General features: G+C 50.6%; 11 protein-coding genes and 1 tRNA gene. 4 read left to right on the plus strand and 8 right to left on the minus strand.

Features of this window, described 5'->3' with window-relative positions; genetic code table 11:
• Positions 1-6 precede the first annotated feature (6 nt).
• Positions 7-2,793, plus strand: coding sequence for a TMAO reductase system sensor histidine kinase/response regulator TorS (gene torS, locus HV237_RS17595; protein WP_181541578.1), 2,787 nt, complete (start codon positions 7-9; stop codon positions 2,791-2,793).
• Positions 2,794-2,801: 8 nt separating this feature from the next.
• On the opposite strand, the gene HV237_RS17600 is transcribed toward torS, so the two are convergent.
• Positions 2,802-2,878: transfer RNA gene (locus HV237_RS17600), tRNA-Arg, on the minus strand.
• A 39-nt stretch (positions 2,879-2,917) separates the two neighbouring features.
• A complete protein-coding gene (locus tag HV237_RS17605) occupies positions 2,918-3,097 on the minus strand; it encodes a hypothetical protein (RefSeq protein ID WP_016152134.1) in 180 nt (59 codons plus the stop codon).
• Between the two features lie 36 nt (positions 3,098-3,133).
• On the opposite strand from HV237_RS17605, the gene fimW reads away from it, so the two are divergent.
• The 3 genes from fimW to fimZ all read left to right on the plus strand — a co-directional run bounded on the left by fimW (position 3,134) and on the right by fimZ (position 6,055).
• A complete protein-coding gene (gene fimW, locus HV237_RS17610; protein WP_016155913.1) occupies positions 3,134-3,727 on the plus strand; it encodes a fimbria biosynthesis transcriptional regulator FimW in 594 nt (197 codons plus the stop codon).
• A gap of 385 nt (positions 3,728-4,112) precedes the next feature.
• Positions 4,113-4,835, plus strand: a complete 723-nt coding sequence (locus tag HV237_RS17615; protein ID WP_047358038.1) for a hypothetical protein — start codon at positions 4,113-4,115, stop codon at positions 4,833-4,835.
• Between the two features lie 587 nt (positions 4,836-5,422).
• The gene (gene fimZ / locus HV237_RS17620; protein WP_016152131.1) at positions 5,423-6,055 is read left to right on the plus strand and encodes a fimbria biosynthesis transcriptional regulator FimZ; all 633 of its coding nucleotides are present in this window, start codon (positions 5,423-5,425) and stop codon (positions 6,053-6,055) included.
• Positions 6,056-6,104: 49 nt separating this feature from the next.
• On the opposite strand, the gene sfmF is transcribed toward fimZ, so the two are convergent.
• The 6 genes from sfmF to fimA form a co-directional block, all read right to left on the minus strand.
• Positions 6,105-6,641, minus strand: coding sequence for a fimbria assembly protein (sfmF, locus tag HV237_RS17625; RefSeq protein WP_047358037.1), 537 nt, complete (start codon positions 6,639-6,641; stop codon positions 6,105-6,107).
• Entirely contained in the window at positions 6,634-7,596 is a 963-nt protein-coding gene (gene fimH, locus HV237_RS17630) for a type 1 fimbria D-mannose specific adhesin FimH (protein WP_230330236.1), read from the minus strand. Before fimH ends, sfmF begins: the two co-directional genes overlap by 8 nt.
• Before the next feature lie 49 nt (positions 7,597-7,645).
• Positions 7,646-10,267, minus strand: coding sequence for a fimbrial biogenesis usher protein (locus HV237_RS17635; RefSeq protein ID WP_046276060.1), 2,622 nt, complete (start codon positions 10,265-10,267; stop codon positions 7,646-7,648).
• 7 nt (positions 10,268-10,274) lie between these two features.
• Positions 10,275-10,967 carry a type 1 fimbria chaperone FimC gene (gene fimC / locus HV237_RS17640; protein ID WP_016152127.1) on the minus strand — a complete coding sequence of 231 codons (693 nt, stop codon included), beginning with the start codon at positions 10,965-10,967 and terminating at the stop codon, positions 10,275-10,277.
• Positions 10,968-11,008: 41 nt separating this feature from the next.
• Positions 11,009-11,542 (minus strand): type 1 fimbrial protein subunit FimI, encoded by a 534-nt coding sequence (gene fimI, locus HV237_RS17645; RefSeq protein WP_047358036.1) that lies wholly within the window; start codon positions 11,540-11,542, stop codon positions 11,009-11,011.
• A 77-nt stretch (positions 11,543-11,619) separates the two neighbouring features.
• Positions 11,620-12,174 carry a type 1 fimbrial major subunit FimA gene (fimA, locus tag HV237_RS17650; protein WP_032946983.1) on the minus strand — a complete coding sequence of 185 codons (555 nt, stop codon included), beginning with the start codon at positions 12,172-12,174 and terminating at the stop codon, positions 11,620-11,622.
• Between the last annotated feature and the right edge of the window lie 365 nt (positions 12,175-12,539).

The raw sequence follows: 12,539 nt of genomic DNA on the forward strand, positions 1-12,539 counted from the left end.
CCGACAGTGAATTTATCTCTGACCAAACGACTGTGGATAGGCTTCGGGCTGATGGCGGCACTGACCCTCATTAGTACGCTGGTTGGCTGGTATAACCTGCGTTTTGTCAGCCAGGTTGAGCAGGCCAATACCCAGGCGCTGATCCCGACCATGGACATGGCGCGCCAGCTCAGCGAAGCTAGCGCCTGGGAACTGTTTTCCGCGCAGAATCTGACCACCGCAGATAATGAAAATATGTGGCTGGCTCAGGGGCGTATGTTAACCGCCCAAAGCCTGAAAATAACCGCTTTACTGAAAACCCTGCGCGAGCAGGGCTTTGATACGTCGGCCATTGAACAACAGGAAAAAGAGATCGCCCAGTCGTTAAGCCATCAGGGGGAGTTGGTTGGCGAACGTCTGAAACTGCGCGATCGGCAGCAACAGCTCAGCCAACATATTGTTGAGGCTACCGCCGACGTTGCCGAAATGGCGCGCGGTCAGGCCAGTAATGCCGCCACCTCGGCGGGCGCTACGCAGGCAAGCATTTATGATTTGATTGAGAGCCATCAGGGGCAGGCGGCAGAACACGCTCTCGACAGGCTTATCGATATCGATCTGGAATATTATAACCAGATGAATGAACTGCGCCTGAGCGCGCTACGCGTGCAGCAAATGGTGATGAATCTGGGGAATAACCAGGCGCAGAATAACCTTGCAGCGCTGGAAACCCAGCTTAATGCCGCCGTCAGAGTGCTTCACCGCCGACAAATACGCATTGAAGATCCGGTGGTACGCACTCAGGTTGCCGGCGCTGTAAATTCGATAAGCCGTTATGTCGATCTACTGGCCCTGTATCGTCAGGATAATGACATCACCACCCGCTTACAGATCTTATCGCAGAACAATATCGAGCAATTTACCCGTTTCAGTAGCGAAGTCAGTCAGTTGGTAGACATCATTGGCCAACGCAATCAGACCGGGCTGGCGCATCTCAAACAAGCCAGCCAGCGCGGGCAAACGCTGCTGCTGCTGTTAGGTGCGGTGTCATTGTGCTTGTTAATTCTCATTCTTTGGCGCGTAGTTTACCGCTCGGTCACGCGTCCGTTGGCGCAGCAAACCCAGGCGTTACAGCGTCTGCTTGAAGGTGATATTGACTCCCCATTTCCGGAAACCGCGGGCGTTCGCGAACTGGATACTATCGGGCGGTTGATGGATGCCTTTCGCGGTAGCGTTCACGCCCTTAATAGCCATCGCGAACATCTGGCCGCTCAGGTAAAAGCTCGCACCGCCGAACTGCGTTCTATGGTGTCTGAACACCGTCAGGCGCGGGCAGAAGCCGAAAAAGCCAACCAGGCAAAATCGGCGTTTCTTGCCGCCATGAGCCATGAAATACGCACCCCGCTGTATGGGATCCTCGGCACTGCGCAGTTGCTCTCAGACAATCCCGCTCTGGCGCAGCATCAGGAGAATCTGCGCGCAATCACCGACTCTGGCGAGTCTCTGCTGACCATCCTCAACGATATCCTGGACTATTCCGCCATCGAAGCGGGCGGAAAAAATGTGGCGATCGGCGATGAACCTTTTGAGCCCAGACCCTTGCTGGAAAGTACGCTTCAGCTCATGCATGGTCGCGTTGTGGGTCGCCCGGTCGTGCTGGTTACGGATTTTGCCGACGATGTCCCCGACTCCCTACGCGGCGATCCGCGCCGCATTCGGCAAATCATAACTAACCTATTAAACAACGCGCTGCGCTTTACCGATCGCGGACACATCACCCTGCGTAGCCGATGTAAAGACCAGGACTGGTATATTGAGGTTGAGGACACGGGATGCGGGATTGACCCTGTCCATCAGCGCGATATTTTTCAGCCGTTTGTTCAGGTTAGCGGTAAACGTGGGGGGACCGGGCTTGGACTCACTATCAGTGCCAGCCTTGCGCAGGCGATGCAGGGAGAACTGAGCGTCACCAGTACGCCGGGAGTCGTAAGCTGCTTTCGTCTTCGTCTGCCATTACGGGCTGGCGCGATGCCGGTAGCTAAATCCGTTCCACGTGCCATATCGTTACAGGGTTTACGCTTACTGCTAATCGAGGATAACCCCCTCACGCAGCGCATCAGTACAGAAATGCTCACCCTCAATGGCGCCCAGGTCACCGCTGCCGACAGTGCGGCTGCGGCGCTCACCATACTGCAGCAAGACGCCCAGTATAATGCCGCGCTGGTTGATTTTGATCTTCCGGATATCGACGGCATCACGCTGGCGCAACAGTTAACCCGCGAGTTTCCGACGTTAAAGCTAATAGGCTTTAGCGCACACGTCATCGACGAAACGCTAAGCCAAAGAACCAGCACCCTGTTTCTCGGCGTTATTCAAAAACCGGTTCCCCAGGATGAACTCAGTCGGCTCATTACCCATTATCTGCACGGTAACGCCCCTCTCCCGGTTGCATTAGAAAATGACGACCAACGGTTAGATACCCAGCAATTAGCCGGGGATATCCAGCTAATGGGATGGCAAAAGGTGCACGAATGGTTAGCGCTCTTTAAGCAACACACCCTTCCTGTATTAGATGAGATTGACGCAGCGCGCGCAGCATATGAGTACGAGAAGATAAAACGTCTGGCACATCAGCTAAAAAGCAGCTGCGCCAGCATGAGGATGCGTTCTGCCAGCAGGATGTGCGCAGCGCTTGAACAGCAGCCGCTAGCTGATTTTTCACTCAGAGAGGAAGTACAACTAAGTCTTACAGAAGTGGAAATGTGGTTGGCAAAAGAAAATTTGTCGCGATTAGCAGAAGCTGAACATCAGAAGTGACGTTGAAATGGTACGCCCTGTAGGATTCGAACCTACGACCTACGGCTTAGAAGGCCGTTGCTCTATCCAACTGAGCTAAGGGCGCATTGCGAAGTGATTACTTCATGCAGATGAAACGCGTGAATTATACGGTCAGCGCTTGCTGAGTCAATGCCTTTTGTTTCGGTTGCTGGCGAAGTGTACGAATGTTGATTTTTTCTGCTCGTTCAAAGGTATCCAGGAAATCACCTGGTAACAACTCAGCCCGCAAAACGTCAGATTTAGGGATACATGTATTTAGAATATTTATGATTTTGCTTAACATTCCTTTATCCCCTCTCCAGTGGTCAGGAACTCTTTAATGTTAAGTATCGCCATCAAGGAAGAAAACAGTCACTTCGAACATGGACTGAAAATCATCATCTCCCATCTGGCAAATCAGTGGCATCAGGAGATTAGCTTTTTACCTGTCGAAGATATCGATCGCGCTGAAATCGCGTTTATCTCACTGGATGAAGATTGGCTCAGCGCCGATTGTTACATGGTTCCTGTCCACACCAGGCGCCAACACCGGGTGGTCATCTGTAGCAAAAACGACAAAGATAAGCTAATGTTCCGCCCCTGCCTGTACATGTTGCCACTGATTTATCGGGAAGATGACGTCGACGAGATAACCAAAAAACTGGTCCTCATCCTGCAAAAACGCGCACTGCGCACTAGCGTGCCCGCGACTATCTGCCATTACTGCACCACCCGCAACTTTTCTATCGAAGAACGCCAGTTCTTAATGTTTCTCGCCAGCGGGTATACGTTAGCCGAAACGGCTCATCTGCTCTCAGTCAGTGATATCCAGGCCAAAGCGACCCGCCGCAGCATTATGAAAAAACTGCATGTGAAAAACGATCAGCAATTCTTAAGATACATCCGCGCACATCTGAACTTTCTGCAAAATTAGACGGGGTGTCTCTGCCTAATTTTTATTGAGAAATATCTCATCATCGATTAAGCATCGGCTCCTACTGTACCTGGCTTCAGGCTGCGAGAATAATCCGGCCATACTATTTCCGGGGTAACAGAAAGACACACCCGGTAATATTTTATCTAATCTCAGAGAGAGGTTGAACTGGATAAAACGATCTTTTGGGCATTGAGTAAGACATCAGAAAACTTCCGGCAGATTATTCTGATGGAGTACGCAATTGCCAGTCTGATGATTGTTGAAGCACTGAAACCCAACGGCACAAGTCAACTCACATTTGCGCTGACAAAAGTTTGGTTCAGGGATGCCTGTAGTCAGCAATTTATCCAGACCTGCCGCAACAGAAATGGAATGGAAAAGGATGCACAGTGCAAAACGCCGGGACCGCTATCGCCGTATACGAAACGCTAACTGTAGCTGGCAATTTCCCCACTGTACCTCACAGGTATTTGACCGGATCGAGTATCTGGCGCAAAAACTCGAATACACCTTACCGGACGGCACTATATCTCAGGCGATAATTACGACAGACTACTATCTGGCCTATGCGCTGAGTCGACATTTATTCTCAGGTACTCGCGCGGCGATCTTCCAGAGCGTTGAATCGACTTTGCTCAGCCTGCAAGAGCCGGTAATTAGCCAGTTAGTGATTGACATTGAAAGCTTAACAACCCCTTATTTCGATATACTTGAAAGCCTGCGCCAGCTAATTAAGAAGCATAATGACATCCAAATCTTCATAATGCTTTCCAGTCGCGATGAAGACCTCACTACATTTATTTCACTGTCCGGTCCATTTTATATCTTGCCACGCAATTTGCGCCTCCCCGAGATGCGCCATGCCTTATTATCTCCGGTTCTTAACTATATTCATTCCAGGCGTATAAATCAGCTCGACTGGGAGCTGATTACCTTACTATTACAGGGTAACTCCTTAAAAAAGATTGCATTGTTACAGGCACAACCCTACCACCGTATCATTTATCGCCTGAATCAGTTGATTACGCGCCTTGGATTACCCAGCAGGCAGCGCTTTTTGCATCTGATCCACCGCCTCAACGTTACCTCTACCCATTTAATTTAACACCATAACTCATTGTGCTATAAGATTTTTTAGGAAATTACTTATTTTTAAATAAGAAAACAGATCTAATTTTTACAAATATTTAATATTTACAACTATTCCTGGTATTATGCCTGGAGCCACTCCCACACTTAACCTTACTGATCCTGTGCATTTCAATAAAAAATAGTCCTATTGCAGCCTTAACAAAACCTAAACAATTGGTTTATTGTGTCGTTTTTACTGTTTAAAAAAAATTTTCAATCTGCCATAATTCGAACCACAGATAAATAATACCAATAGTCATTAACACATCTGGATCTTTCAGAATATCCTAACTGACATTAACAACCAGGATGTTGTAAGTCTTTTCCGAATGAGCAGAGCAGGTATAATCCCCACAGTTTCCTGATTAATTGTTAGTTTTCCCGGTGTGAAATGGATTTTCCACAAATTCATTGTTCTGCAGAAGAACAACCGAATAAACAAGGATGAAATAATATTTATTCGGCTCTCCCTCAGAACAATTCTTGGCTATTTGACAATATTATAACGCCTGATGTTTTATCAAATTCGCAAGATACGCAAACAGTTTGAGGCATACAACAATGAAACCAGCATCCGTTATCATTATGGACGAACACCCTATTGTCAGAATGTCGATAGAAGTACTACTCGAGAAAAACAGTAATATTCAGGTAGTGTTGAAAACCGATGACAGCCGTACGGCAATAGAACATCTGCGCACGTACCCTGTCGATCTTGTCATCCTGGATATTGAACTGCCTGGTTCTGATGGGTTTACATTACTCAAAAGAATAAAGTCATTGCAGGAGAAAACTCGGGTACTGTTTCTGTCCTCAAAATCCGAGTCATTTTATGCCGGTCGTGCTATCCGGGCCGGTGCAAATGGGTTTGTCAGTAAACGAAAGGATCTCAATGATATCTACAATGCGGTAAAAATGATTTTATCGGGATATTCCTTTTTTCCTTCGGATACCCTTAATTTCATTAACAATATAAATGCACAAAAAGGCGTCTTACATGACATGCCGCTCTCTAACCGTGAAGTTACCGTTTTGCGTTATCTGGCAAACGGGCTATCCAATAAGGAAATTGCTGAGCAGTTGTTACTCAGCAATAAAACGATTAGCGCTCACAAGGCTAATATCTACTCCAAGCTCGGGTTGCACACCATCGTTGAGCTGATCGATTACGCAAAAATGCATGAATTAATGTAATAACACTCCCGGCGAGATTTCGTTCGGGAGTGTTTTGTTAGCGCATTGATTAGTTATAGTTAATCATGAACGTGGCATCAGCCCTGGCAATGCCAGGCTGAACCCCAGCAGCTAACGCGATATAGTTTGCGAAAAAGGTCAGCGTGGCGTTGCCGTTCTCATCAATCCCCACCGTCTGACTGGCCTGCTCGAGCGGCAATCGCGTACGGTCGCTGTCGTGCAGTTCGATCGCCACCTTTTGCGCCATCACCGCGTCATCAAGCGCCAGCAACGTCGTGCCCGGGGCCGGAGTTCCGGAAAACGTTATCGAAGCGGAACCCGGCGGGCAGCCTTCTAGCTTCAGCGTAAACGCGACCGGTTGAGTAGTATCTCCGCTGGTCTGAAGCTGCTTGGTCGGCCAGGTGCCTAGCTCCACGGACTTATTGCTGTCGCTGGCAATTACCGCGCAGGTAAAGTCCACCACGTTTCCGCGCAGTTCAATATTGATTTCCCCCAGCGACGAAGCGGCATGGCACAACGAGCTGAATGTCAGCAGGCACACCATTGCCAGAAGTGTCCCTGCGGCTGGCGTTTGCTTGTTAGTCATAATCCACTCGCAGATAGCCACGGGCTGTAAAAGGTCCTTCGGTAGGCTTATTGCCCGTTACGCTAACCGGCCATGTTCGAATACCCACGCTCGCCGCGGCGTTATCATCCAGTTGAAACGGGATAGTGCTGGACAGATTATTGGGCGTCAGCGGTTTACCGCTGCTGTCGGCGACAATAAAACCTAAATCGGGATTGTCAGATACCATCATTTGCCCGGTGGCTTTCTCGGCCTCTACACGCATGGTTAAGTAGGCCTGTGCAGCGACGTTGGTGCATTTTATCGCTACCGTTTTGGTCTGCGGATTGATGCCTTCAGGCCGGTTTCCCGCTCCTGCCTTGCTAAACAGCGATGCGCCAATATCACCAAAATCAAACTCGACAATCTGCCCGGCGTTTACTTCGCAGTTTTGTGGAACCTCCACCTTGCCGCTGTAGCTGATGGTATAAACCGGCACGCTTAGCGCATCTCCGGTACTGGTCGTGACATAGACGCTGAACATCGTCTGCCGCGGAATCGGCACCATGTTAATAAACGGGCGGATTACTTTGAGCTTAAACACCAGCTTTGAATCCATCACGCCAAAAGGCTGCTGCTTAGGTACGTTTGGGTGAGTCCCCATGCGAATGTAATTACGCGGGGGATAAAATAACCCGGCATAACTATCGGTTATGCTCATGGCCCCCAGCAGGTAGTCATTGAGCTTCAGATACTGGAAGCCGCCTTCGGTACTTTGAACCGGAAGTTCAGTGACATAGCTTCGATAGGTGTAATTTACCGTTGTCCCGGCCGGACAGGTGGCATTCACGCCAACCCAGCCAGATTTTTCCGGTAACGTCACCACCTGTCCCGGCTGGTTGTTACTACTGTTGAAGACATTCGACAGATCGTAAAAAACATCCGTTGGCGTGCCATTCGAGTTTTGGCAGACCGTCGCCCAGGACGAATGGGCCATCAGCAGTAAAGCGCTTCCCAGTAACAAACCCGTTTGTCGTTTCATCGTATTATTCCTGTCGTGCTGACGGAGATTCGCACGTCACGTTCGTGAGCGTTACCGCTTGTTTCAGGCTCTCCTCTGGCAAGGCATAGCGCGCCACGCAGCGCGCGTTTGCGCCTTCCCCCCATTGGATCAACAACTCGCCTTTTAGCGGCAGGCCGCTCAGGTAGATTTGCCCGTCTTCACCCACCATGCTGGTCACGCCGCTGGTGTTTTCACGCACGACGGAGCCAAACGGCACTGGTTTACCGGCATGTTTGGCGGTAATCAGCGCCCGCACACCGATTCGTGTATCAAACGCCGCCCGCACCAGCGCCCCTTGCGTTGGCACTACGCTACTGACGTTATTCTCCACATCGGTATTGTTGTTCATGGAATTGGTGTCTAACGCGACGCGGTTATAGCGATAGACGGTGGCATATGGCATCACCGCGTATCCGCGCCAGTCGGTTTGAACGCCGGTCTGGTTCTCTATCCGTACACCCTGCGCACCCGGCGCTTTAATCAGCACGTTGGTATCGCCCAGAGGCTGACTGAGCGTAATGCCGTCCGCATGCCCCACTACGCCGCCGGAGAGCTGCCAGTTGTAGTCATGCTGGTCACGGTCGTAGTTGTAACCCACGCCCAGCGTACCGTAGGCCGCCTGCCAGTTGGCGCTGGCATTTCCGCTATAGCCATTGGTGCTGCTGTGCCCCTGATTCACGCTGTAGCTCAGATTGCGCCCATCCAGCAACGTACCGCCGATCCCGCTCTGCCAGCTGTTCTGTCCGTTGCTATTACGGTTGGCATTAAAGGTGGCGTAGGTGCGATCGAGGGCGTTATCACGCGAGTAACGCCGTCCGCTCAGCAGGCTGAACGGTACAGACATATTGAACGCCAGAATACGATCGGTGTCGGAGATGCCAACCGATTCATTCCACGACCAGGAGAGTGAATAGCTAATCCCCTGCCAGCCGCTGGCATAGCCCAGTTGATACCAGGTATTGGTGTCTGAAGTATTCCAGTACGTCTGCTGACTACCCGAGATATACAGCGATCCGTAATCCCCCAGATTCTGCGAAATGTTGATCTGGAAACGGCCCTTTTTGCTGTAGCTCAGGTTGTGGTAACTCGTCACATTGGGCACGTCGTGGCGATTGCCCTCACTGTCGTATTCGTACTCATAGCCTTCCATACTGCGATACGCCACATCGTCGAGGGTATAGAATCCACGCGTTGAGTAGCGATACCCCAACAGCTGGAAGTTAGTGCCAAAATTGTTCAGCGATTTCGCATACAAGAAACGTAGAGACTGCCCCTGGTGCGTACTGTCATCCGCCAGTTGGCTGCGCGCATGGGTGAGATCGACAGAAACCGCCCCCCAGTCCCCCAGGTTTCGACCGGTGCCTAAAACCACCGCGGTGTAACGTGAGGCCAACTGCGTACCACCGTATGCGGTATAGCCCTCTGGTAACCCGGCAATTAATGTTCCCTGAAAAAAGAACGGTGAAGATTGCTGGCTATTGCCGCTGCGAAAATCCCCGGCGACAACGTCATATTTGAAACGCCCTTCTCGTTGTAATAAGGGAACGGTGGAGTACGGCACCGTATAGCGTTGCTGGCTGCCGTCCTTCTCATCCACCGTGACCTCAAGATCACCGCTGGATGACGTTGGGTTGAGATCGGTTATCGAGAAAGCGCCGGGTGAAACATAGCTTTGATAAATTACATAGCCATTCTGACGAATGGTCAGTTTCGCTGCGGTACGCGCAATGCCGCGCACGGTAGGCGCGTAGCCCTGTAAGCTGTCGGGATACATACTGTCTGAGGAATAGAGCCGCGCACCGCGAAACCCGACGCTGTCAAAAACGTCGTTGCCAGTGTTGCTGTCGCCCATCACCAGTTCGCCCTTCAGCGGGATAATTGCGCGCTGAAGCCATGTACCGATGTTTTTCCAGCTTTGTGAGTGGTATCCGTCGCCCTTGGAGTAGCTCCACGCACCGTTGTTTCTCAGCCGCCAGGGGCCATAGTTCAGACCACTGAGCATACTGAGGAAATAACTGTCAGTATCACTGCCGCGGCTGCCGGTAAAGCTGTAGTTAACCAGTGCGGCTGGGATCCCTTCATCCCACTCTTCCGGTGGAATATAGCCGCGCGCGCTGTTTAACATTGACGCCTGTGGCAGGCTGACGTTTAAGCGCAGGGTAGAAAAATCAAACGCAATCTCGCTGCCGGGAATCGCCTCAGGTAGATTGATACAGGTATCGTTCGGATCCTTACTGAGTGCCGGAAACGCGGCGATATTGACGCCAAGGCGCTTCACCCAGTCGAGTCCAAAGCACGGCATCAGCCCACCGGACTTCTCCCCGGCTTTTGCCGCACTGGTAGTAAAACGAATATCCTGAGTGGCAACAAACTCATCGTTGCGCCAGATATCCACGCGATAAACGCCTTCAGGCTGGTGATTGCCTTTTTCAAAACGTGATAAATCCGCCACGGTTGCCGTATCCGCAGATAAAAAGGCCGGATTAAAATAGCTTTCCCCATAGCTTAGAGAGGGAAAGAGCGCCGCCAGCGTGGACAACGCCACCCCCGCCAGCGGTGGCGTAACCCCCGGTAACAGGCCAGGAAAATACGTTGTCTTATTCATCGTTATCTCAACGCACACTAACCGTTTTGGCCGGGGTCACAGCGCCATAATCGTTGACCGTCTGGAACGTGACGTTGCCCTGAACGCCCGTGGGTAGCAGGACCTGCGCATCGCTTTTCGGCGCAACCATCACGTTATCGACCTTCGTTTTCCCCACATTGAGATTGACCAACGTGACGTAGTACGCTGACGGATTGTTGATTTTCAGGTGGTTGCCGGAGCGGGAAAAGGTCAGCATTCCTGGTGCATCTTCCGGGATTTGCGGCAGATTATTCGGACGAACGAAAAGTTTGATGCGTGACAGAATTGCCAGTTGCAGAACGTTTTTGCCCTCAAGGCTGTTTTTATTGACTGACGGAATGGCTTTGACGTTCATCCAGAACAGCGACTCACGGTCTTTGGGCAGCGGTTCACCGGCATAGATGATACGCAGCGTGTTTTCGCTTTTGGGTTCACTAACAAACAGCGGAGGCGTAACCACAAACGATTTTTCTTTAGCGCCGGCGCTATTCTCAATCCATGAATTTACCAGGTAACGTTCTTTGGTATCGCTATTGCTAATAGACAGGGACGTTTGTTTAGCATCGGCCGGATAAATAACGCGAGTGGCGCCTAATGCAATGCCTCCGGCAGCCTGAACACTGGCAGCAGAAAATAAGGCCAGTAAAAGGATAAAACCTGATTTTAGATAATTAAACATAGCTAAAAATACCTTTGATGCGATTATCGTTGGGAAATAAATCAGGGATAAACCAACGTAAACCACACGTCTGAGCGAAGCGTTCCCGGCGTTATATTTTCCGAGACAGCCCGATAGCGGGCAGTGAAATGAAACGTCATCTCTTGCGTTATAATCGGCGCATAATGAAGCGGCAGGGCATTCGGTATAATTTGCCGTTGGCGCTCGTCAAATAACGCCAGACCAATCCCCGAAGCCGCAGACGCATCGCCGCTGGCAAGAAAAACCTGCGGATCTTCCGCTGGCGTCACGCCCGCAAACGCAATCCCAACATGGTCATAAACATCGGAGCTGCACGACGTTAAGCGCAGTGAAAACGGTACGTTGGTAGAGGCGAAGCTTCCCGTCCCAGAGAAAGCATTGGTGCGATACTGCCCCATTTGCACCCGCATATCCTGACTGTCAGTGGCGACCGTACAGGCGCCGTTGACGAGCTGCCCCCGTAAGTGAACTCGGCCACTTTCCAGTATTACCGTATGTGAAAGCACAGGCATTACGCACAGCATTCCCGCCAGCGCCACGCCTTTCCCTATCATCTGCCGCATCCTTCATCATCCCCGGATATTGCCTCATCCATTGAGGCGAACGTCATCCTTGCGCAAATCAAAACGGCTTATTCGTACTTCATGATGAATGTCGCGTCGGCATTTGCCTGACCCGGCGTTGCGCTTGCGGCAGTGGCTTTGTAACGTGCAGAGAAACGCAGGGTGTTGGTCCCTTCTACCAGCGCCTGAGCGGTAGAGAAGGTTGCGCCATCCGGCTTCAGCGCGGTGGACGTATTGTCCAGAATTTCAATCCCAACACCGCCTGCAGTGGTACCGTTGTCTGCAGAAGTGACGGCCAGCAGGTTGTTATTGGTAATATCGGACTGGCCAGAGAAAGCAACGGCTGCGGTTGCGGCAACGTTCGGGTCACAGTCGTTCAGCACGATAGAGAACGGAATTTGTGCTGTAGTGTCACCCACTGCGGCAAAACTGGCAGTACGATACTGGCCTAACGTCACAACCTGATCGGATGACTGAGTACTGACTGCACAGGCTGCATTGACCAGTTCACCTTCAAAATGCACAGTACCGCCGCTAACGCTTACCGGATCGGCTGCAACCGCTGCACCGGCGACTAACATCAGGCTGGCAATAACAGAAGAGGTCATTAATTTACGTTTCATGGATTTCCCTTGAATTACACACATCCGGCTCCGGCATCCTGCGGGACCCGTTTGAATCATTATCGACATTAAATGTCAGGCTAATTATCTCTGCATCCTGTAAAGATATATATCGCATGAGAATTAGCTAACCTTTTACCCCAACTCTCCTGAGTATTTGATTCACTAATTATTCCTCGCGAATATGACTATTCGTCACAGCGATAAATTAAACATTTCAATTAATGAAAAATACCTGCAAATCCTTTTAATGACCCTGGCTAATTCTTAATGGGACCCAGGAAAAATCTGTGTGGGAATGAGGTAAAATCCCTCATAATTAACCCTAACAGACTGGTTTGTGGCGCATTACCCCTGAAAATACC

The organism is Citrobacter sp. RHBSTW-00570, assembly GCF_013739755.1.
GTDB classification, from domain to species: Bacteria; Pseudomonadota; Gammaproteobacteria; order Enterobacterales; family Enterobacteriaceae; genus Citrobacter; species Citrobacter braakii.

Excerpts from the sequence above, each read along its gene's own strand:
- HV237_RS17615 (WP_047358038.1), top strand. The coding sequence starts at position 4,113 with ATGCACAGTGCAAAACGCCGGGACCGCTATCGCCGTATACGAAACGCT.
- fimC (WP_016152127.1), bottom strand. The coding sequence starts at position 10,967 with ATGTTTAATTATCTAAAATCAGGTTTTATCCTTTTACTGGCCTTATTT.
- fimZ (WP_016152131.1), top strand. The coding sequence starts at position 5,423 with ATGAAACCAGCATCCGTTATCATTATGGACGAACACCCTATTGTCAGA.
- fimH (WP_230330236.1), bottom strand. The coding sequence starts at position 7,596 with ATGGCCCATTCGTCCTGGGCGACGGTCTGCCAAAACTCGAATGGCACG.
- sfmF (WP_047358037.1), bottom strand. The coding sequence starts at position 6,641 with ATGACTAACAAGCAAACGCCAGCCGCAGGGACACTTCTGGCAATGGTG.
- fimW (WP_016155913.1), top strand. The coding sequence starts at position 3,134 with ATGTTAAGTATCGCCATCAAGGAAGAAAACAGTCACTTCGAACATGGA.
- HV237_RS17635 (WP_046276060.1), bottom strand. The coding sequence starts at position 10,267 with ATGAATAAGACAACGTATTTTCCTGGCCTGTTACCGGGGGTTACGCCA.
- fimA (WP_032946983.1), bottom strand. The coding sequence starts at position 12,174 with ATGAAACGTAAATTAATGACCTCTTCTGTTATTGCCAGCCTGATGTTA.
- fimI (WP_047358036.1), bottom strand. The coding sequence starts at position 11,542 with ATGATAGGGAAAGGCGTGGCGCTGGCGGGAATGCTGTGCGTAATGCCT.
- HV237_RS17605 (WP_016152134.1), bottom strand. The coding sequence starts at position 3,097 with ATGTTAAGCAAAATCATAAATATTCTAAATACATGTATCCCTAAATCT.